Genomic DNA, 18,522 nt, shown 5'->3' on the forward strand with positions numbered 1-18,522 from the left:
CGAAAGACGTTTCAGGACAATCGGTCCCGCAGTCGGTCGACACCGTCGCCCTCGAGTTCGCCGAGCACGACGGGGCGTCCCACCATCGCCAGCGCGAGTGCCTCACCGGGGCCGCGGATCTCGGGACCGGTGCCCCGCGACCAGGGCACATCGGTCGCCACGAATCGCAGGCCCTCGATGATCCGCCACGGTCGGGCGAACGGATCGGGATGCGACAGGGTGAACAGCAACCGATCGGCGGGGACGGTGCGGGTACGGCCGAGCGGTCGCAGAATATCCTGATGGTGCACAACGGAATCGGCGAGGATCACGCCCGGAATCGTCGCGGACAGCACCCCTCTGCCGACCGTCGACTCCAGTAGTTCGAGGACCCGCTCGACGGGCCACGCTCGCTTCTGCTCCACCAGTGCGTCGTTGAGCCCGTCGAACGAAAAACGCTGCCGCACCAGTACGTTGCCGAACGTCCACGGCGACACCGCATCCGAGCACAGATGGGCCGCGACATCGCGCACCCGCCAGCCCCCGCACAGCGAGGGAGCCTCCCATTCCTCGTCGGAAAGCGTTCGCAGCGTGGCGATCAGATCCCGCCGCTCGTCCGTGATCATCCCCCGCACACTCACGCGGTCAGCATACCGGCGTGCCGGCGACGTTCGACCGCGGCGAAAGGTCACAGAACCGTGCCGGACGGCTCGGGACCGAGCCCGGTACGGCACCATCGGTATGTGGTGATCGAGTCTGGGCCGGTGCACAGCTTCGCGATCGGCGATGGATATGGCGTCTACCGCGGCCCGACGGCGGACTCGGCCTTCCATCGCCACGCCGCCTTTCAGATCGCCGTGGCCGAGCGGGGCGAGATCACGATGATGGCGCCGACCGGCACTCGTCATCACGGCGAGGCTCTGCTGGTCGCGCCGATGATGCGGCACCGCCTGCTCGCCACCGAGGATCTGCACACCTTCTACGTCGAGCCGCAGTGTGTGTCGGCCGACCGGTTGCGCGCCCTCGTCGAGCAGGCGGCCCGATCCGGGCGTGGCGGTAGCGGGATCATCGCCGCACCCGAACTGAGCGGATTCAGGGCGTCGGATCTCGCCGGGCCGAGTCCGTCCGGTGAGCTCGATCCCCGGCTCGTGACCGCGCTGAACCTGCTGCGGGACGGCACGGTCACGCTCCCCGAACTGCCCGCGCTGGTGGGCCTTTCGCCGCAGCGGCTGCGCGCGCTGGCGCGCGAGCAGGTCGGTATGCCGCTGGCCCGGTGGCGCATCTGGGCACAACTGCGCCGGGCCACCGAGGCCCTGGGCGCGGGGGAATCGCTTGCGGCGGCGGCGATCACGGCCGGATTCGCCGATCAAGCGCACTTCACCCGCCGGATGCGCGAGATGATGGGTCTCACACCGGCGGTGGTGCTGGCGGCGCTGAGCGATCAGTCCCGGTGTGCGACATAGATCGAGATCGATCCGGTCACCGTCGGAACCACCTCGGCCTCCCGCACGTCGCGAAAACCGCTCGCCGACAGCAGGTCCGGCAGCACGCCGTCGGCGTTGGGCTGGGTGTCGGACTTGCCGTCGGCCAACTGGACTCCTCGGAAGCCCAAGCGCATCAACGGTGTTCGCTGGAGTCCGTAGTCTGCGACGACCACCTTGCCGCCCGGCCGCAGCACCTCGTACATCGCCGCGAGCACGGACCGCTTCACCGCCATCGGGCATTGGTGCAGAACCAGACTGGAGACGACCGTGTCGGCGGTACCGGCTCCCACCAGCTCCGGCGCCGCGTCACCCATCCCCGTGAGCCACACCACCGGCAGCCCGGCGGCCGCGGCCTTGCGCCGCGCGGTCTCCAGCACCTCGGCGTCCGGGTCGACGCCCACGATCCGGGCCCTCGGCTCCACCCGGGCGAGCAGCAGCGACAACGACCCGGTGCCGCACCCCACGTCGACGATCAGATCGTCCGGGCGTGGCGCGATGTAGGCGACGGTCAGTGCCCGCCACAGTCGTTCGCGGGTCAGCGCGACGACGGCATCGTAGAACCGGGTGGGTGCGAACCGGCCGAGCGCCGGGGTGAAGGTGTTCTCGGTCATGCCGACAGTCTCGATGGTCCGGGCGGCCGCGGTCTCGAGCGGATCGCTCGTCAGGGCACCGGCGCCCAGACGCCCGCGTCGGCCAGTGGCAACTCGCCGGCGGCCACCGCGCTCGCGGTTTCCCAGTCGAGGCGCAACTCCGCGTCGGGAGTGGTGGCGGGTCCGTCGTGGTGGGTGATCCCGTCGTCGCCGACGACGATGTGGAATGTGGTGTCGCCGATGTGGACGGTCACCGCGCCGCGGGTGATGCGCGCGGCGACGGCCCGCCCCAGCGGCAGCGCGAACCAGTGCGCGCGTACCGCGTCGGTCGGCCGGCGTTCACCCAGAAGGGTTGTGCCCCAGACGGACAACGCGTCGAGGACCGGACGCAGCGCGACCCCGGCGGGAGTGAGCTCGTAGACGGCGGTCGTCGCGCGCGGCCCGACGCGGTGCCGGGTGATGATGCCGTCGCCCTCCAGATCCTTCAGCCGGGCCGCGAGCACGTCGGTGCTGATGCCGGGCAGGTCGGCGAACAGGTCGCTGTAGCGGCGCGGGCCCGGGAACAGTTCGCGGATCACCAGCAGACTCCAGCGGTCGCCCACGACGTCGAGGGCTCGGCTGGCGGCGCAGTAGTGGTCGTAGCTTCGGCGTGGCACACCCTCACTGTAGGCCAACGCTTGGAAATTCCAAGTGCGAACTTGGAAAAACCAAGTAGAGTGTCCGTCAACCGCACCGGAAAGAGGATGTTGATGCAGGTCAAACAGTCGAGCAAGCTGACGGGCGTTTCCTACGAGATTCGGGGCCCGGTGGCCGAACAGGCGGCGCGGCTGGAGGCCGAGGGGCACCACGTGGTGAAACTCAACACCGGAAACCCGCTGCTGTTCGGCTTCGAGGCGCCCGCGGAGATCCTGCAGGACATCGTCCGCTCGCTGCCGGCGTCGAGCGGCTACTCCTCCTCGAAGGGCCTGTTGCCCGCGCGGCGCGCGGTGGTGCAGTACTACCAGACCCTCGGCGTGGACGGCCTCGACGTCGAGGAGGTGTTCCTCGGCAACGGGGTCTCCGAACTGATCATGATGGCGATGACCGCGCTGCTGGAGAACGGCGACGAGGTGCTGGTCCCGGCGCCGGACTTTCCGCTGTGGACCGCCGCGACGACGCTCAACGGCGGCCGCCCGGTCCACTACATCTGCGACGAGGGCTCCGACTGGTATCCGGACACCGCCGACATCGAGTCGAAGATCACCGACCGCACCCGCGCGATCGTGATCATCAACCCGAACAACCCCACCGGCGCGGTCTATCCGCCGGAGGTGCTGCGCCAGATCCTGGAGATCGCCCGCCGTCACCACCTCGTGGTGTTCTCGGACGAGATCTACGACAAGATCCGCTACGACGGTTCGGCGCACACCGCGGTGGCCGCGCTCGCGCCGGATCTGTTGTGCCTCACCTTCTCCGGGCTGTCGAAGGCCTATCGGTGCGCCGGGTTCCGCTCCGGCTGGCTGGCCGTATCGGGGCCGATCCAGCACGCGGAGAACTACCTCGAGGGCCTGTCGATGCTCGCGGGTCTCCGGCTGTGTGCGAATGTTCCCGCGCAGCAAGCGATTCAGGCCGCGCTGGGCGGCTATCAGAGCATCGGCGATCTGGTGCTGCCGGGCGGCCGGCTGCGCGAGCAACGGGACCGGGCCTGGGAGGCGCTCAACGCGATCCCGGGTGTGTCCTGTGTGAAACCGGCGGGGGCGCTCTACGCCTTCCCCCGCATCGACCTGGACATGTACCGGATCCACGACGACGAGCGGTTCGTGCTGGATCTGCTGTTGCAGGAGAAGTTGCACATCGTGCAGGGCACCGGATTCAATTGGCCGCGCCCCGACCACTTCCGGATCATCACGCTGCCGTACGCCGACGAACTCGAGGCCTTCATCGAGCGCATCGGCCGGTTCCTGGCCAGCTACAAACAGTAGCGGCGCGGGGTTTCCCGGTTCGCGGCCGTCCCCGGCCGTATCCCGGCTGAGGGCGGCTCGGCCCGGACCGGATTGCGGCGGGTACTCGTCACGAGGGCAGGGTGCCGGCCCGGGGGATCCGATCGACATGGTCGATGGCGGTCAGCGTGGTGGCCCATTCCGCCAGCAATCGCAATCGCTCGGCACTGGGCGTGCCGGGCTCGGCGGTGTAGGCGAACAGCGTGAGCCCCGGATCGGCGGGCAGTTCCAGTGCCTCGTAGGTGAGTTCGAGCTCGCCGACGATCCGGTGGTGCAACCGTTTACGGCCGGTGCGGTGGAATCGGACGTTGTGCGCGGCCCAGCGGGTGCGGAATTCGTCGCTGCGCGTGGCCAATTCGCCGATCAGATCCATCAGGGCCCGATTGTGCGGACTGCGCCCGGCGGAACCGCGCAGCACCGCGACGATATCGGCCGCCACGTCCGCCCATTCCGGATAGTGCTCGCGCGCTGCGGGATCCAGGAACACGAACCGGGCCGTATTGGCCGGCCGGATCGGGCTCGCCAGGATGTCCGAGTACAGGGCGCGGCCGAGTTCGTTGGCGGCGAGGAAATCCATCCGCTCGTTGCGAACCCATGCCGGGGTCGCGATGGCGTCGAGGAAACGCTGCAGGCTCGGCCGGATCTGCACCGCCGCGGGCCGTCGTCGCGGCGCCGGCCGGGCGTTCGCCGCGTGGGCCAGGTCGAACAGGTGCGCGTGCTCGGCCTCGTCGAGCTGCAACGCGCCGGCTATCGAGCTCAGCACCTCGTCGGACACCCCGCTGAGGTTGCCGCGCTCCAGCTTCACGTAATAGTCCACGCTCACTCCCGCCAGCAGCGCCACTTCCTCGCGGCGCAACCCCGGCACCCGCCGATTGGTGCCGTGAATGGGCAAGTTGGCCTGCTCCGGGGTGATTCTGGCCCGTCGAGAACGGAGGAACTCCCGAATCTCCGAGCGATTGTCCATACCTCCACGCTACGGCCGATCCGGCGGCGCAGGGAGGGTCTGCCGGTACCCGGAAGGCGACCGGCAACCCACCGGCTTCCCGATCGTGTCAGTCCATGCCGCGGCGGCCGGGCGTCCAGAACGGCTTGGTGTGGATCGCGCGGCGCGGCCAGTTACGCTCGTGCACAAGGTGTTTGGAGATCATCTGGATGGTGCGGGCCTCGCCGGCCAGGTAGGCCGCGCCGGGTTCGGCAGGCAGGTCCAGGGTGCGGACCGCGGTGAGCAGGATCTCCGAGGCGGCGGCGGATTCGCCGCCGCGCAGCGGCTGGGCCAGCGTGGCGGCGCGGTGCAGGGGCAGCCGGTCGGCCTCGGTGGCGGTCTCGACCGCGCCGTACACCGGCACGTGGGCGGGTACCGTGCGCAGCATCGGGCCGAAGGCGACGGCCGCGGTCTCCTCACCGGCGAACAGGTGGTACGGCGCGTCGTCGCGCAACGTGAACGAACCCTCCGGGCCGCGGAAGCGCACCTCCTGACCGACCTGTGCGGTGCGGCCCCAGCGCGCGCCGGGGCCGTCGCCGTGGTCGAGCACGCACAGATGCAGCTCGCCGGCCTCGGGGTCGTGATGCCACACCGAATAGGTCCGCAGATCGCCCATCCGGGCGAACGCGCTGCCGCTGTCCCCGGTGCCGGTGGCGATCCGGAGTTGTTGTCCGGGAAGCCAACTCAGCTCCCGGACCTCCGGGCCGCCCAGCCGGATGCGGGTGGTGCGGGCGGCGATCCGCTCGGTCTCCAGTACTCGGGCGGTGTGGAAGAACCGGTCGAGCAACCGGTCGCCGAGCCCGCGAGACCTCGGTTGGGCGGCCGGACGGCCGGGGGACTGGGGAGTGTCGGTGTGCGCCATGGATGACCTTCGCTCGGGGATGCGCTCATTCGGTGCGCCGGCCGCGGTGCCGGCGGTGATGCTGGTGGTGTTCGCGGTGCAGCCGCTTGACGTCGGTCTTCAGGTGCTGCAGGTCGCGGGTGGCGGCGGCGAGGACGTCGCGGACCTGGTCGACGACGGCGGGATCACCGTGCGCGTGCACGATGGTGGACACCGCCGTCTTGAACAGGCGCAACGCCGGCCCGATGATCTCGGCGGCATCCGGATCACGGAACATGCCCCACTCGCCGCGCTCGGTGGCCCGGGCCCAGATCCGATCGATCTCCTCGCCGTGCCCGCCGACCTCGGCCAGACCGGCCGCGGTCGGGTGGAAAACCTTACGCCCGCTGTCGATTTCGAGCCGGACCAGACCCTCGTCCTCCAACTGCTGCAAGGTGGGGTAGACCGCTCCCGCGCTGGGCCGGTAGGCGCCTCCACAACGCTTCTCCAGCCGGGCCATCAGGTCGTACCCGTGGCCGGGCTGCTCGGCGACCAGCGCCAGCAGCGCCAGCCGCAGTTCGCCGGGGCCGAAGAATCGACCGGTCCCCGGCCCGATGCCGCCGAAGTCGGCGGGACGTCGCGGGCTCACTGTCCCAAGATATATCTTAAGATATAGCGGAAGCAAGAGATTCGTTGCCGGACGGCGCCGCCTGTTGGCCTGCTGACCCGCCGTCGGCACCGGCAGTCCGAACCGGATGTTCGGTGCCGCTGCGGGATCGGCGCCGGGTCCGGTCGTAGTTCGCGGGCCGGCATCGGTCCGGTCGGTCCGGCGCCGGCGATCACCACTTCGGTCGTTTCCACAGGCCGCTCCGTCTCCCTCTGGTGAACAATGTTCACCAGAGGGAGCGTAGGTGGGGACGCGACGGCCGGTCAATCGCATGACGCGCGGTGGACCGAAAGCCGCGCGTGATGGCCGTGCGGCGGTGCGGTCACCGGTCGCGGAGAGCGTGGACCAGGTCGATACCCCGGCCGAGGTTGTCGAGTCGCTCGGCGAGCGTGTCGCCTGCGGGGTAGAGGCGGACGGTGTCGATGCCCGTCGCCTGCCAGACGCCCAGCCGGTCCCGGATCATCGCCTCGGTGCCGATGAGCGTGGTGGCCAGCACCATGTCGTCGGTGATCAGCGCGGTGGCGCCGGTGCGGTCACCGGCCTGCCACCGCTGCCGCACCGCCGCGGCGACATCCGCCCAGCCCTGCCGGCTGTAGGCGGCGTTGTAGAAATTGGTGGCGCCGGAACCCATGCCGCCCAACGAGAAAGCCAGCTCTTTCTTCCGGCTGTCCACGACCGCGGTGAGCCGATCCTCGTCGACGATATGGATCTCCGCCCCCTGGCAGACGTCCAGATCGGCCCGGGTACGGCCGGAGCGCGCGAGTCCCGCGTCCAGATGGTCGAAATAGGCGGCGGACCCCTCGGGTACGAAACTGGTGCCCAGCCAGCCGTCGGCGATCTCGCCGGTGAGCTCCAGCATCCGGGGCGACAGGGTGGCCAGATAGACGGGGACCGCTACGGGTTCCATGCTCAACCGCATCGGCCGGCCCTCCCCGCCGGGCAGCGGGATGGTGAAATGCTTTCCGCTGTAAGCGATCTTCTCGCCGGTGGCGGCAGCCCGCACGATCTCGACGGTCTCCCGCATCCGAGTCAGCGGATGCGCGAACGGAATTCCGTGCAGACCTTCGACGACCTGGGGGCCCGAGGCGCCGAGTCCGAGCAGGAACCGGCCGCCGGACAGCCGCGCGAGCGTCATGGCGGTCTGGGCGATGGTCACCGGAGAGCGGGTGCCGAGCTGAATCACTCCGGAGCCCAGCAGGATTCGCTCGGTGCGTGCGGCCAGCCAGCCCAGCGGGGTCGCGGCGTCCGCGCCCCACGCCTCGGCGACCCAGCAGATGTCCAGGCCCGATTTCTCCGCCTCGAGCACGAATTCGGCGGTCTCCCGCCAGTCGCCGGACGCCTCGATCGTCGTCGCGGTGCGCATCACGAATCCTGTTCCAGCGCAGCCTTGATGCCGGCGAGATTCGCCTCGATGCCGCGCTCGAATTCGCGCAGCCGCACGAACACGATCTTCTGCTCCTTGTCCGGCATCGCGTCGATCGCGAAACTCAGCCCGGAACGCGCCGGGCCCATCTGCATCCACTGCTCGAGCACGGTGCCGGATCCCTCCGGCCGGAGGGCGAAACGCCAGACGCTGGCGGGGTTTTCGGGATCACCCACCGCCCACGCGAAGATCTCCGGCGGCCGGCATTCCACGATGGTGCTGATTGTCTCCCACTCGCCGAGTGCCTCGTGCGCGCTGCGACCCACGAACCGGCCGCCGACCCGCGGCGCGTCGGCGCCGTCGAGCCAGGACACCTCACGCAGTTCGGTGCTCAGGGCCGGCATGAGCCCGATATCGCTCACCCGCGCCCAGACCCGCTCCGGCGGCGCCTCGATATAGGTCTCCGCCGCCACGGTCGGGGTGTCGGCGTATCGCGCCCCGGTCCACTCCATGACGCACTCCTCTCCCGCATAGTTGCATCATTAGACTATCGCTACCTGGTGAGTCTAGAGAAGAGACTCGTATACTGGCGGCATGAAACGCACGTCTTTCAGCAGCTGGCCCTGCTCGGTCGCGCGGACGATGGACCTGGTCGGCGACGCATGGACCCCGCTGGTGTTGCGCGAGGCGTTCTACGGTATCCGCCGCTTCGACGACTTCCAGCAGGAACTGAGCATCCCCCGAAACACCCTCGCCGACCGCCTGGCCCGCCTGGTCGCCGCGGGCCTGCTGGCGAAACACGCCTACGAGACCACCCCCGCCCGCTACGAATACCTGCTCACCGAATCCGGCCGCGACTTCCACGGCGTGCTGCTCGTCGTCACCGCCTGGGGCGACCGCTGGCTGTCCGGCGAGGCCGGCCCGCCGGTCACCACCCATCACGACACCTGCGGCCACGACACCGGCGCCGAAGTGGTCTGCTCACACTGCGGGCAACCACTCGCCTGGGACGAGGTCACTTCCCGCCCCGGCCCCGGCTATCCCGCGAAACTGTTGAGTCGCCCCGACGTCCGCCGCCGCTTCCACCTCGACCCCGCACCGGCGGAGGGCCGCTGACGGGGGCAGTCGATCTGTGCCACCACCGCCGTGCGGTCCGCCGGGAGTTGCTCCGGTCACCGATCCGAGGTGCGGGCGCTTATTCGGTTGCCACCGTGCGGGTCCGGCGGTTCGATCGGCAGCATGGAACGGTTTCTGGTCACCGGTAGTTCGGGACATCTCGGCGAGGCGCTCGTCCGGACCCTGCGGGCGCGCGGACAGGATGTCGTCGGACTGGACGTGCTCGAGTCCCCGTTCACGACGATCGCCGGGTCGGTGGGTGATCGCGCAGCCGTGCGGCGCGCGCTCGACGGTGTGACACGGGTGCTGCACACCGCGACGCTGCACAAGCCGCATGTCGGATCCCACCGGCGGCAGGACTTCGTCGACACCAATGTGACCGGCACACTGACGGTACTCGAGGAGGCGTCGGCCGCGGGGGTCGCCGGTGTCGTGTTCACCAGCAGCACAAGTGCTTTCGGGCGCGCACTCACCCCGGCGGCGGGGGAGCCCGCGGCCTGGATCACCGAGGATGTCCATCCTGTGGTGCGAAACATCTACGGCGCCACCAAGGTCGCGGCCGAGGATCTCGCCGAACTCGCGGCGCGGGATCTCGGCCTGCCGGTGGTCGTCCTGCGCACCTCGCGGTTCTTTCCGGAACCCGACGACCGGGACGAGGTGCGCACCGTCTACTCCGACGACAATCTGAAGGTCAACGAGTTTCTCTATCGACGGGTGGATCTCGCGGACGTCGTCGAGGCGCATCTCCTGGCCGCGCAACGGGCGCCGGAACTCGGGTTCGGCCGTTTCATCGTCAGCGCGACCACGCCGTTCGGTCCGGGGGATCTCGCTGAGCTGGCCGTCGACGCGCCGGCGGTGGTGGCCCGCCTGTTTCCGGAGATCGCCGCGGACTACGAGCGCTGGGGGTGGCGGATGTTTCCCACGCTGGACCGGGTCTATGTCAATGACCGGGCTCGGGCCGCCCTGGGCTGGGAGCCACGATACGACTTCCGGGCCGTCATCGATTCGGTGCGGTCCGGCGGGCCCGCGCGCAGTCCGCTCGCCGCCACGGTCGGTGCGAAGGGTTACCACTCGGCCCCCACGGGGGTCTACACAGATCGGGTAACCGGTTGACCGCGGTGGCGGCCGACGGGCGGCGGCCGATGGCCGCTGGCTGACTGGCGGCGGCCGTGAGCGGCCGGCCGGAGGGGAGTGGCCCGCATCCGGCCGCGCCGGGATGTGACCTAGTGGTGGGCCATCAGCCGGCCGAAACCCTCGGCCTGGTCCTCGATTCCGTTGCTGCGCAGGGCATACCAGTAGGTGGCGGTGTTGACCGCGAGGACCGGCAGACCCAGCCACTGCTCGGCCTCGGCCGCGATCCTGCCCACCGCCATGTTCGCGCCGAACTGGACGATCGCGCGCGGCCGCTTCTCGGCGAGGGCGCTCAGTTCGCGCCTGATGGTCTCACCGGTGGTGTGCGCGATCTGCACTGCTGTCGGGCAACGCAGGTGCACGGCGGAATGCAGGTCGTAGCCGCAACTTTCGACGAAGGCCCGCAGATGCGGTTCGGAGCCGGGCTGATACGGCGTGAGGACCCCGATGGGCCCGTCGTCGACGCCGACCGCTCGCAGTGCCGCGGGGATCGCGTCGCCGGCGTGGACGAGGCGCAGGCCGGCGCCGAACCGGGCCCGCAGACGTTCCTGAATGCCGTTGCCGGCCTCCGGATCACCCCACACCGCCTCGATCGACACCCCCAGCACGACACAATCCGGCTCGCACGTCAGCACGCGGGCGACGGCGTCGTCCACGCCGCGGTCGATATCTCCCACCAGACCCGCGAAATCGTTGTCGTCGTCGGTGACCCAGTCGGCGATGTGAATACGCGCGATATGGTTCGTGACACCGCGGGGGCGCATGTCGTCGTATTCGGGTTGCACCACGGTATTCACCGACGGTGTCACCACGCCGAGCTTCAGCCGCCATCCCAGCGCATCGGTCATCACATACTCCGTCCTGCTCGCCCCCCGGGGCGACCGAATCGACGGCCGCGCAATCGCCACTACAGTTGTAGCGCAGGCGAAAACTTCCGGCAAGTGGATCCGGATTTCTCCCGATCGGCAATTCCGGCGGCGCGGTCGCCGGGTTGACATGGCCGGTGTGCCGTTACATGATCTCAGTGATCTATTCAGTTGATTCCTTGCCGCACACCGTCGGAAAGCTTTGCTCGCAGCCTGTTCCGGCCGATCTCCCCGATTTCCGTCGAAGCATCGCTCGGCATCCTGTCGTGGCGCGGCAGCGGAAATACCCCAGGAGGGTCGCATGCGTCTACGTGGCAAGGTCGCCGTCATCACCGGAGCGGGTTCTGGAATCGGTAAGGCGATGGCCCACCGATTCGCGGCCGAGGGCGCACAGGTTCTCGGCGTCAGCCTCAGCGACAGCGCGGCCCGCGTCGCAGCCGAAATCGGCGGCAGCGCAACAGGTATCAGGGCAGACGTCAGCGACGAGGACGACGTCCGGCGGATGATCTCGACGGCGGAGGAGAAATTCGGCCGGGTCGACATCCTGGTGAACAACGCCGGATTCGGCGGCGGTCTGAAGCCGTTGCACGAACAGACCACCGAGAACTGGGACCGCGTGCACGGAGTCAATCTCCGAGGCGTCTTCTTCTGTATGAAGTACGGCATCATCTCGATGCGGGAAAACGGTGGCGGTTCCATCGTCAACGTGTCGTCGGCGACGGCGGTGGTCGGTTTCAAACATCATTCGATATACGGTGCGGCGAAAGCCGGTGTCAATCAATTGACGAAGGCCGCCGCGCTCGATTATGCCGACGACAATATCCGAGTGAACGCCGTCTGCCCCGGCACCATCTGGACCGGATTGGTGCCGATGGCCCAGGAATCTCCGGAACCGCCGCCGGGAATATGGCGGCTTCCCGGAATTCCGATGGACCGATGGGGCCTGTCGGACGAAATCGCCGCCGCGGCCCTGTTTCTCGCCAGTGACGAGGCCTCGTACATCACCGGCACCCTGATGCCCGTGGACGGAGGTTATTCGGTCGGGTTCTCCGGTATGGGAGCCGAGAAATCGGGTCTGCCCACTTCGTGAACATCCGCGGCGCGTGGACCGTCCCGGTCGGCCCGGGCGGCCGGCGCCGCTCTCACAGTCTTCTGGCCGTGGTCTCCCCCTCCCAGATGGCGTTGAAGATCCGGCGGGGCGCCTGGGCGTCGCCGATCACATGCACCTGCGGCCCGCTGTCCGCCAGCTCCCGCGCGAGCGCGTCGTCGGCGGCGTTGCCGAGGACGAACACCACGCCGTCGATGTCGGTCAGCTCGGAGGTCTCGCCGGTGTACACGTCGGTGAGGGTGACGATGTCCTCGACGATCGCCGTGACCTCCACGTGCGGGGTGAAAACGACTCCGGCCCGGCGCAATCGGCCGAAGGCGAACGGCAGATCGTGGCCGTCGGCGAACGCGTGCCCGAACTGCGGGAACGACGACACCACCCGCACCGCGTGCCGGCGCCGGGTCAGGTACTCGGCGAGGACGAACGGCTGCCGGTCCCCGGTATCGTCCACCAGCAGAATGCGATACGGCAGTTCGGTGCGTCCACTGAGGACCTCCACCGGCGTCCAGACGTTCCACTGATCGGCCCCCGGCACGGCCGGGACATCCGGCGCCCAGCGATCCGGCCGCCGGGCGGTCCACCCGTGCCGCAGCGGTGTCGACCCGGTGGCGACGACGACCGCGGCGAAGTCGGCGAGATCGGCGGCGGTCGCCCGGTGCCCGAGCCGAACCTCGGCCTTCGTCGCCGCCAATTGCGTAGCGAGCCAGTCGGTCACGCCGGACCACTCCCGGTAGGAGTCCGCCCGGGCGAGGAGATTGACCTGTCCGCCCAGCCGATCGTCCTGTTCGAAGAGGGTGACCTCGTGGCCGAGGTCGGCGGCGCTCAGCGCCGCGCGCAACCCCGCCGGGCCACCGCCGACCACCGCGACCCGCCGTCCACGCCGAGGCCGGGCGCCGTCGAGCCGGAACTCCCGCTCCCGCCCCACTTCCGGATTGTGGATGCACGACACCGGCCCGCGAGCGAAGGACGCCACGCACCAGTTCGCGCCGACGCAGGGCCGGATATCGCCGAGCCGCGCTTCGCGCGCCTTGACCGGCCACTGCGGATCGGCGATGAGTTGCCGTGCCATACCGACGAATTGGGCCTTGCCGGTGACGAGCACATCCTCGGCGAGCTCGGGCGTGGTGATCCGCCCGACCGCCACCACCGGCACCGACACCGCTCGGGTGAGGTTGGCGGTGTCGGCCAGTTCGTATCCGGCCGGTCGTGCCGCGGACGTCCCGTAGATGTGCATCCGGTCGAGATAGGTGCCCTGCGAGGTGGAGAAGTAGTCGAGCAGCCCCCAGTCGTCGATCGCGGCCGCGATGCGCACCCAGTCCGCGTTGCCGAGACCGCCCGTCACCGCACCGTCGTCGCTGTTCACCCGGATTCCCAGGATCCGGTCCGCCGGTACGACTTCGCGCACCGCCGTCACGATCCGATGCACGATCCGCAGCCGGTTCTCGAACGACCCGCCGTACTCGTCCCGGCGATGATTGGTTGCGGGAGAAAGGAATTGGCCGAGCAGATAGCCGTGCGCCAGCCCGTGCACCTCGATACCGTCGACCCCGCCCTCGATCGCGTGCCGCGCCGACAGCACATAGTGCCCGACCAACTCGTCGATCTCCGCCACGGTCATCTCGTGCGGGATTTCGCGATACACGGTGTCGGGCACGGGACTCGGCGCCCAGGTGGGCAGCCGGGAGATGATGCCGTCGGTCTGCCGCCCCCGATGCCACAGCTGGGCGAGCAGCAGCGCCCCGTGCGGCCGCACCGCGGCGGCGACCTTGCGATAACTGGCCACCACGGCCGGATCGTAGGCATGGATCACACCGCGTCGCGGCTGGCTCGACGGGTGAACGGCCATGGCCTCCATGGTGATCGCGGCGACACCGCCACGGGCCCGCTCGGCGTAGTACTCGGCGCTGGCGTCGGCGAATGTCCCGTCGGTGGAGAACTCGGTCGCGTGCGCCACCATCCAGATCCGGTTGCGCGCGGTGCGCGGCCCCAGCCGGATCGGGCTGAACAGCGTGGGATACCCGGTGGGGATCTCGGCTTCGGACACTGTCGAGAGGTTATCGGAACCTCGGCGGTGCCGAAGGCAAAACGGTGAATGTTTATAAGAATAGAGAAGTGCCTGTTCAGGACGGGTTAAGCTCCATTTCCAGCGGACGGTGGCGGCTGCGGGCGATCGCCGCGTGCCCGATCCACGTGGTCGACGGGGGCCGACGCGCTCAGTGACCGAGATGCGCCGCGAGGATCGCATCGAGGAGCGCCGGCAGCCGCCGGCCGGGCCCGTCGCCGGCGAACAGGCCCGCGGTGGTGAAGGTGCCGACGATCCCCAGCTGGAGTTGATCGGCGAACGAATCCGGATCGGGCACGGCGAGACGCCGCCCGAGCTCACGCAAGCGGATACCGAGCTCCCGCTCGTGCCGCAGGCACCGATCCCGAATCTCGTTGTGCCCCGCGGAGAACTCGGCAGCGATGTTCACAAAGGCGCAGCCCCGATAACCGGGCGAGGCCGCCCGATCCGTCATCCAGGCGATCTGGCCACGCAACTCCACCGCCGGGTCACCGGCCGAGTCCGCCGCCACCTCGTCCCACCGAGCCCAGAACAACTCATCCACCCGATCGAGCACCGCGAGGATCAACGCGTCCTTGGTCGGAAACCACCGGTAGAGACTGGCTTTGGCGACCCCGGCGTGGCGTACGACCTCGTCCACCCCGACCGCGTGCACACCGTTGCGGTAGAAAAGCCGGCAGGCGATGTCGAGCAACGCATCCCGAAGCGCCGGCCCGCGCACCTGGGGAGTGCGCGGGCCGCCGGGCCCGGTTCGGCGAACGGTCATTCCGCTCGATCCGGCATCACGAGAACGGCCTTGCCGATACCGGACCGATCCGTGACCCACTGCTGGGCCCGATCCGCCTCCGCGAGTGCGAAAGTCGCACCGACATGCACCCGCAGCGATCCGGCCGCCACGAGTTCGGAAAGCGCCTGCAGCCCTTCGGGATCCGGTTCGACCAGACAGGCAGCCACCTCGATCCCGCGCTTCGCCGCCTCGGCCCGGTAATTCGGCACAGCCCACCCCAGGGCGAGTGCCGCACAACCCCCCTCAGCGATCCGATCGAACAGTCGCAGGGCCAGGCCACCCCCGACCACATCGCACAGCGCGTCGGCCGTACCGATCGCCGCCACCGCCGCATCGTCCCGATAGTCCACGCACTCGTCGGCCCCCCACGAGGCGACCAGCGAATGATGTTCGGACCGGGCGAGCGCGACCACCTCCGCCCCGAGCGCATGCGCGATCTGCACGGCCAGATGCCCGACACCGCCGGAAGCGCCGTCGATCACGACCCGTTGCCCCCGCTCCACCTTCGCCGCCCGCAGCATCTGCCAGGCGGTCAGTCCGCACAGCGGCAACGCGGCCGCCTCGACCGGACCGAGGCCCGCCGGAACGGGCACCACATGATGCGCGGGCACGGTCGCGTACTCCGCGTAAGTCCCTGCCGGATAAGGGAACCAGGCCAACCCGAACACCGGATCACCGACCCGATGCCGGGTCACCCCGTACCCGACCGCGTCGACGACCCCCGCCACATCCCAGCCCGGCACGAACGGAAGCTTCATCGACTGCACATAGCCGTTCCCTCGGCCGGTGTGCGCGTCGATCGGATTGACCCCGCTCGCCGCGACCTTGATCCGCACCTCCCCGGGAAGCGGCACCGGCCTGGGCAATTCGCTCACCACGAGCGGAGCGCCGAACGAAACATGATGAGCGGCCAGCATGGTCGCCGGCGCCTCCGGAGCTGCCCCGATGATCACGCGCCCACCCGCAATTCGCTTGCGGTGCAACCACACCGGCCCACCGTAGATTCGCCGATCATGCTGGATCCCCATCCTCCGAGCCGAAAAAGAGACAGATCTGTCTCGTCGAGAATAGAGACAGATCTGTCTCGTTGGCAACGGCACAGAGGATCGATGCTCGCTACAGCCGAAAGTCCGCCCCGACCGCCGGCCACGTGTTGAAATGCCCGATGCCGCTCAGGCGGCCAGCGCGCGAATCCTCTTCCACAGCAGCGCTTTCGGCACCGTTGTGATCTCCATGGCGCGCATGCACTGATCGAGTCGGCCGGGTCGGTCACGAAGGGCGCGTACCGCTTTCGTCAGGTCGCGTTCGATGGCGTCACCGTATGCGATGCGGGTCTTGTCGATCGCACGCCGCAGCAACTGCCGATCGGGAGTCATCATTGCAAGGTCGATGATGTCACGGCTGAAGACGGCATCGTCCGGCCATCGATCGGAATTGGCAAGCAGTTTGGTGGCAGCCATATCCAACGGGGTGAGTGCGGCCAGACCGCAGACGCGGTCGTCGTCACCGGGCGTTTCGAGAGCGATACGTCCTTCGGCGATGATCTCCAGCTTGATGGTGATGCCGTCGACCCGGACCGCTGTTCGTATGCCATAACGGTCGGCTCGGACCGGCCGATCTGCAGGAAGTTCGGCATTCCTGCGTGTGATGGCGGAGATTCCTGCTGCGCCCGTGACCTTTTCGCGCAGCACCCGGTAGCCGTCGTTGTCGGAGACGAGGAAGTCGACATCCACCGATTCGCGATATTCGCCGTAGCGCAGGGCGATTGCGGTTCCGCCGCCGAACAGGCAGCCGTTGGCCGCCAGCAAGTCCCCGTCGAGTGCCTGGAGGACCGTTGCGATCCTGCGATGGTGTGCGCGGTCAAACAAGAAAAGTCCCTCCTCCCCAGGTGTCGACCAGATGTTGAACGAAGTCACGTTCGTGTGCTTGCATGGCGGATCGATCGACATGCCGCCAGTTGCGCTCGTACAGGTTGAGTGCTTCCTGCGGCGTCACTTCGGTGAATTCACCCAGTTGCCAGGCTATTCGCCGGAGTTGTGGGTAGTCCGCGAGCCGGATCGGTTCGGCTGCGGCGGGTTCGGTGTCGGGGCACTCGCCGGATTCGGGCTCTGTGACATGCAAGCCGAGGCCCAGGGCGGAGATCGCGTTCATGTACGCACCGACGGTGACAGAAGCCTCACCACGTTCGATGCGGTGCCAGGTTGCCCTCGACATGCCCGCCGATTCGGCCGCGACGGTCACGCTCACCCGCAGCGCCTTCCGGCGAGCGCGCAGATGCGCACCGAGCGCGGAGAGATTCTCGCGCGCGGTTTCATCGATACGTGGGTTGGAGGCGGGCATAGTGATGCTCATTCTATCCATATGGACGGTTATGTGCAGAATGAGCAACACTTGCTGTAGATAGGCGAGGGTGCGCCGTCCGACGTGGGGGAGGAGTCTGCCTGCTCGGCGGTGATGCCGTTCAGTCGTCGGCTCGTGTCGCCGATCGGCGCGCAGGTGTATCTCATTCTGTCCTCGGATGCTGAAAAGTTCAGAATGAGACACACTTGCGGGTCGGCCTCGCGCACACGTCCGTCGGCTCGGAAGATCCTCAGTCCTCGACCGTGTGGGCGAAACCGAAGTGGGGGAACAGGTCCGGGTCGAGGAATGCGGTGATGGCGGTGATCCGCTCGGCGCCGACCGCGAGCGCGACCACCGCGAACGGGGTGAAGGGATCGCCGGGGTGTGCGCGGTGGTAGGCGATCGCCGCGGGGCCGCCGTTCGCGCTCGTCGGATATAGCCGGAATCGGCCACCCGCGGCGTGGATCAAATTCTCGAGATGCGCGATGCACCCGTGTTTGCCCGATACTCGGGTGCCCGTCGGTATCGCCTCGATGGTGGCGTCGTCGTGCAGCAGAACGGTGAGGGCGGGAATGTCGGCGTTCTCGAAGGCGTCGATGAATTTGTCCAGGACGGCCCGGGCTCGAGGGGAGTCGGGTTCCGCCAGCACGTCCGGCTCGGGCGCGGCTTCGTCGAGTGTGGCGCGTGCTCGTTGCAAGGCGCTTTTCACGGCGGGAATGCTCATGTCGAGTATGTCGGCGACTTCCGCGGCGGGGTAGGCGAGCACTTCGCGCAGAATGAGCACCGCCCGCTGGCGTGGCGGTAGATGTTGCAGACTCGCCACCACTGCGAGCCGCAGATTCGATCGGGTCGCCGCGATTTCGGCGGGATCGGCTCGGGCGATCTGCGGATCGGTGGGGAACGGCTCGATCCAGCGCGGATCGGCCGGGCTTCCGTTCGGCTCACCGGGGCCGAGCCCGAAGGGCAGAAATCGGCGCTGATTGTGCGACAGCGCCGTCAGGCAGAGATTGGTGGCGATGCGGTAGAGCCAGGACCGCGCCGACGAACGGCCCTCGAACGAATCCCAGCTCCGCCACGCACGCAGAAAGGTTTCCTGGACGAGGTCTTCGGCCTCATGGAGGGAGCCGGTCATCCGATAGCAGTGCGCGATCAATTCCCGGCGATGTTTCTCGGCGTCGCGGAGGAATTCGTCCCGGTCGGTGTCGCCGGAGGTGGTCGGCCGCATGGGTCTCCTTCAGGGATCGCAGG

General features: G+C 68.6%; 20 protein-coding genes. 5 read left to right on the forward strand and 15 right to left on the reverse strand.

The window, feature by feature from the left end; translation table 11 throughout:
• Positions 1 to 11: 11 nt before the first annotated feature.
• Positions 12 to 620, reverse strand: coding sequence for a maleylpyruvate isomerase family mycothiol-dependent enzyme (locus tag NRB56_RS22100; RefSeq protein WP_319943341.1), 609 nt, complete (start codon positions 618 to 620; stop codon positions 12 to 14).
• A gap of 102 nt (positions 621 to 722) precedes the next feature.
• On the opposite strand from NRB56_RS22100, the gene NRB56_RS22105 reads away from it, so the two are divergent.
• Positions 723 to 1,442 (forward strand): helix-turn-helix domain-containing protein, encoded by a 720-nt coding sequence (locus tag NRB56_RS22105; protein ID WP_319943342.1) that lies wholly within the window; start codon positions 723 to 725, stop codon positions 1,440 to 1,442.
• On the opposite strand, the gene NRB56_RS22110 is transcribed toward NRB56_RS22105, so the two are convergent.
• Together NRB56_RS22110 and NRB56_RS22115 are read right to left on the reverse strand one after the other, a co-directional pair.
• The gene (locus tag NRB56_RS22110) at positions 1,421 to 2,074 is read right to left on the reverse strand and encodes a class I SAM-dependent methyltransferase (RefSeq protein ID WP_153345081.1); all 654 of its coding nucleotides are present in this window, start codon (positions 2,072 to 2,074) and stop codon (positions 1,421 to 1,423) included. The two genes, NRB56_RS22105 and NRB56_RS22110, sit on opposite strands and share 22 nt — an antisense overlap.
• 50 nt (positions 2,075 to 2,124) lie before the next feature.
• On the reverse strand, positions 2,125 to 2,709 hold the full coding sequence (locus NRB56_RS22115; protein WP_319943343.1) for a helix-turn-helix domain-containing protein: 585 nt from the start codon (positions 2,707 to 2,709) through the stop codon (positions 2,125 to 2,127).
• Between the two features lie 93 nt (positions 2,710 to 2,802).
• On the opposite strand from NRB56_RS22115, the gene NRB56_RS22120 reads away from it, so the two are divergent.
• Entirely contained in the window at positions 2,803 to 4,014 is a 1,212-nt protein-coding gene (locus NRB56_RS22120; RefSeq protein WP_153345085.1) for a pyridoxal phosphate-dependent aminotransferase, read from the forward strand.
• Between the two features lie 88 nt (positions 4,015 to 4,102).
• On the opposite strand, the gene NRB56_RS22125 is transcribed toward NRB56_RS22120, so the two are convergent.
• From NRB56_RS22125 to NRB56_RS22145, 5 genes are all read right to left on the reverse strand, one after another.
• The gene (locus NRB56_RS22125; protein ID WP_153345087.1) at positions 4,103 to 4,996 is read right to left on the reverse strand and encodes a helix-turn-helix domain-containing protein; all 894 of its coding nucleotides are present in this window, start codon (positions 4,994 to 4,996) and stop codon (positions 4,103 to 4,105) included.
• Positions 4,997 to 5,084: 88 nt separating this feature from the next.
• Positions 5,085 to 5,876 (reverse strand): siderophore-interacting protein, encoded by a 792-nt coding sequence (locus tag NRB56_RS22130; RefSeq protein ID WP_153345089.1) that lies wholly within the window; start codon positions 5,874 to 5,876, stop codon positions 5,085 to 5,087.
• A 25-nt stretch (positions 5,877 to 5,901) separates the two neighbouring features.
• Positions 5,902 to 6,483 carry a PadR family transcriptional regulator gene (locus NRB56_RS22135; RefSeq protein ID WP_319943344.1) on the reverse strand — a complete coding sequence of 194 codons (582 nt, stop codon included), beginning with the start codon at positions 6,481 to 6,483 and terminating at the stop codon, positions 5,902 to 5,904.
• 340 nt (positions 6,484 to 6,823) lie between these two features.
• A complete protein-coding gene (locus tag NRB56_RS22140; RefSeq protein ID WP_153345093.1) occupies positions 6,824 to 7,864 on the reverse strand; it encodes an LLM class flavin-dependent oxidoreductase in 1,041 nt (346 codons plus the stop codon).
• On the reverse strand, positions 7,864 to 8,376 hold the full coding sequence (locus NRB56_RS22145; protein ID WP_153345095.1) for an SRPBCC family protein: 513 nt from the start codon (positions 8,374 to 8,376) through the stop codon (positions 7,864 to 7,866). Before NRB56_RS22145 ends, NRB56_RS22140 begins: the two co-directional genes overlap by 1 nt.
• 82 nt (positions 8,377 to 8,458) lie before the next feature.
• Between NRB56_RS22145 and NRB56_RS22150 the strand changes: the two genes are divergently transcribed.
• The gene (locus NRB56_RS22150) at positions 8,459 to 8,980 is read left to right on the forward strand and encodes a winged helix-turn-helix transcriptional regulator (RefSeq protein WP_153345097.1); all 522 of its coding nucleotides are present in this window, start codon (positions 8,459 to 8,461) and stop codon (positions 8,978 to 8,980) included.
• Between the two features lie 123 nt (positions 8,981 to 9,103).
• On the forward strand, positions 9,104 to 10,093 hold the full coding sequence (locus tag NRB56_RS22155) for an NAD-dependent epimerase/dehydratase family protein (RefSeq protein WP_153345099.1): 990 nt from the start codon (positions 9,104 to 9,106) through the stop codon (positions 10,091 to 10,093).
• A 110-nt stretch (positions 10,094 to 10,203) separates the two neighbouring features.
• Here the strand turns inward: NRB56_RS22155 and NRB56_RS22160 are convergent, their stop codons facing one another.
• The gene (locus NRB56_RS22160) at positions 10,204 to 10,959 is read right to left on the reverse strand and encodes a maleate cis-trans isomerase family protein (RefSeq protein WP_153345101.1); all 756 of its coding nucleotides are present in this window, start codon (positions 10,957 to 10,959) and stop codon (positions 10,204 to 10,206) included.
• Between the two features lie 319 nt (positions 10,960 to 11,278).
• On the opposite strand from NRB56_RS22160, the gene NRB56_RS22165 reads away from it, so the two are divergent.
• A complete protein-coding gene (locus NRB56_RS22165) occupies positions 11,279 to 12,067 on the forward strand; it encodes an SDR family NAD(P)-dependent oxidoreductase (RefSeq protein ID WP_153345103.1) in 789 nt (262 codons plus the stop codon).
• Positions 12,068 to 12,119: 52 nt separating this feature from the next.
• Here the strand turns inward: NRB56_RS22165 and NRB56_RS22170 are convergent, their stop codons facing one another.
• The 6 genes from NRB56_RS22170 to NRB56_RS22195 all read right to left on the reverse strand — a co-directional run bounded on the left by NRB56_RS22170 (position 12,120) and on the right by NRB56_RS22195 (position 18,499).
• The gene (locus NRB56_RS22170) at positions 12,120 to 14,129 is read right to left on the reverse strand and encodes an oxidoreductase (RefSeq protein ID WP_319943345.1); all 2,010 of its coding nucleotides are present in this window, start codon (positions 14,127 to 14,129) and stop codon (positions 12,120 to 12,122) included.
• A 169-nt stretch (positions 14,130 to 14,298) separates the two neighbouring features.
• On the reverse strand, positions 14,299 to 14,913 hold the full coding sequence (locus tag NRB56_RS22175) for a TetR/AcrR family transcriptional regulator (RefSeq protein WP_153345105.1): 615 nt from the start codon (positions 14,911 to 14,913) through the stop codon (positions 14,299 to 14,301).
• The gene (locus NRB56_RS22180) at positions 14,910 to 15,887 is read right to left on the reverse strand and encodes an NADP-dependent oxidoreductase (protein WP_319943346.1); all 978 of its coding nucleotides are present in this window, start codon (positions 15,885 to 15,887) and stop codon (positions 14,910 to 14,912) included. Before NRB56_RS22180 ends, NRB56_RS22175 begins: the two co-directional genes overlap by 4 nt.
• A 219-nt stretch (positions 15,888 to 16,106) precedes the next feature.
• Positions 16,107 to 16,850 (reverse strand): nucleotidyl transferase AbiEii/AbiGii toxin family protein, encoded by a 744-nt coding sequence (locus NRB56_RS22185; RefSeq protein ID WP_319943347.1) that lies wholly within the window; start codon positions 16,848 to 16,850, stop codon positions 16,107 to 16,109.
• Positions 16,795 to 17,274 (reverse strand): helix-turn-helix domain-containing protein, encoded by a 480-nt coding sequence (locus NRB56_RS22190; protein WP_153345109.1) that lies wholly within the window; start codon positions 17,272 to 17,274, stop codon positions 16,795 to 16,797. The genes NRB56_RS22185 and NRB56_RS22190 overlap by 56 nt, the downstream gene beginning before the upstream one ends.
• A 250-nt stretch (positions 17,275 to 17,524) precedes the next feature.
• Positions 17,525 to 18,499, reverse strand: a complete 975-nt coding sequence (locus NRB56_RS22195; protein ID WP_153345111.1) for a sigma-70 family RNA polymerase sigma factor — start codon at positions 18,497 to 18,499, stop codon at positions 17,525 to 17,527.
• Positions 18,500 to 18,522: the final 23 nt, after the last annotated feature.

This window comes from Nocardia aurantia (assembly GCF_009604425.1).
Lineage (GTDB): Bacteria > Actinomycetota > Actinomycetes > Mycobacteriales > Mycobacteriaceae > Nocardia > Nocardia aurantia.

What these genes read in the sequence shown, in the direction of transcription:
- NRB56_RS22110 (WP_153345081.1), bottom strand. Translation starts at nt 2,074, where the DNA reads ATGACCGAGAACACCTTCACCCCGGCGCTCGGCCGGTTCGCACCCACC.
- NRB56_RS22120 (WP_153345085.1), top strand. Translation starts at nt 2,803, where the DNA reads ATGCAGGTCAAACAGTCGAGCAAGCTGACGGGCGTTTCCTACGAGATT.
- NRB56_RS22125 (WP_153345087.1), bottom strand. Translation starts at nt 4,996, where the DNA reads ATGGACAATCGCTCGGAGATTCGGGAGTTCCTCCGTTCTCGACGGGCC.
- NRB56_RS22130 (WP_153345089.1), bottom strand. Translation starts at nt 5,876, where the DNA reads ATGGCGCACACCGACACTCCCCAGTCCCCCGGCCGTCCGGCCGCCCAA.
- NRB56_RS22140 (WP_153345093.1), bottom strand. Translation starts at nt 7,864, where the DNA reads ATGCGCACCGCGACGACGATCGAGGCGTCCGGCGACTGGCGGGAGACC.
- NRB56_RS22145 (WP_153345095.1), bottom strand. Translation starts at nt 8,376, where the DNA reads ATGGAGTGGACCGGGGCGCGATACGCCGACACCCCGACCGTGGCGGCG.
- NRB56_RS22150 (WP_153345097.1), top strand. Translation starts at nt 8,459, where the DNA reads ATGAAACGCACGTCTTTCAGCAGCTGGCCCTGCTCGGTCGCGCGGACG.
- NRB56_RS22155 (WP_153345099.1), top strand. Translation starts at nt 9,104, where the DNA reads ATGGAACGGTTTCTGGTCACCGGTAGTTCGGGACATCTCGGCGAGGCG.
- NRB56_RS22160 (WP_153345101.1), bottom strand. Translation starts at nt 10,959, where the DNA reads ATGACCGATGCGCTGGGATGGCGGCTGAAGCTCGGCGTGGTGACACCG.
- NRB56_RS22165 (WP_153345103.1), top strand. Translation starts at nt 11,279, where the DNA reads ATGCGTCTACGTGGCAAGGTCGCCGTCATCACCGGAGCGGGTTCTGGA.
- NRB56_RS22175 (WP_153345105.1), bottom strand. Translation starts at nt 14,913, where the DNA reads ATGACCGTTCGCCGAACCGGGCCCGGCGGCCCGCGCACTCCCCAGGTG.
- NRB56_RS22190 (WP_153345109.1), bottom strand. Translation starts at nt 17,274, where the DNA reads ATGCCCGCCTCCAACCCACGTATCGATGAAACCGCGCGCGAGAATCTC.
- NRB56_RS22195 (WP_153345111.1), bottom strand. Translation starts at nt 18,499, where the DNA reads ATGCGGCCGACCACCTCCGGCGACACCGACCGGGACGAATTCCTCCGC.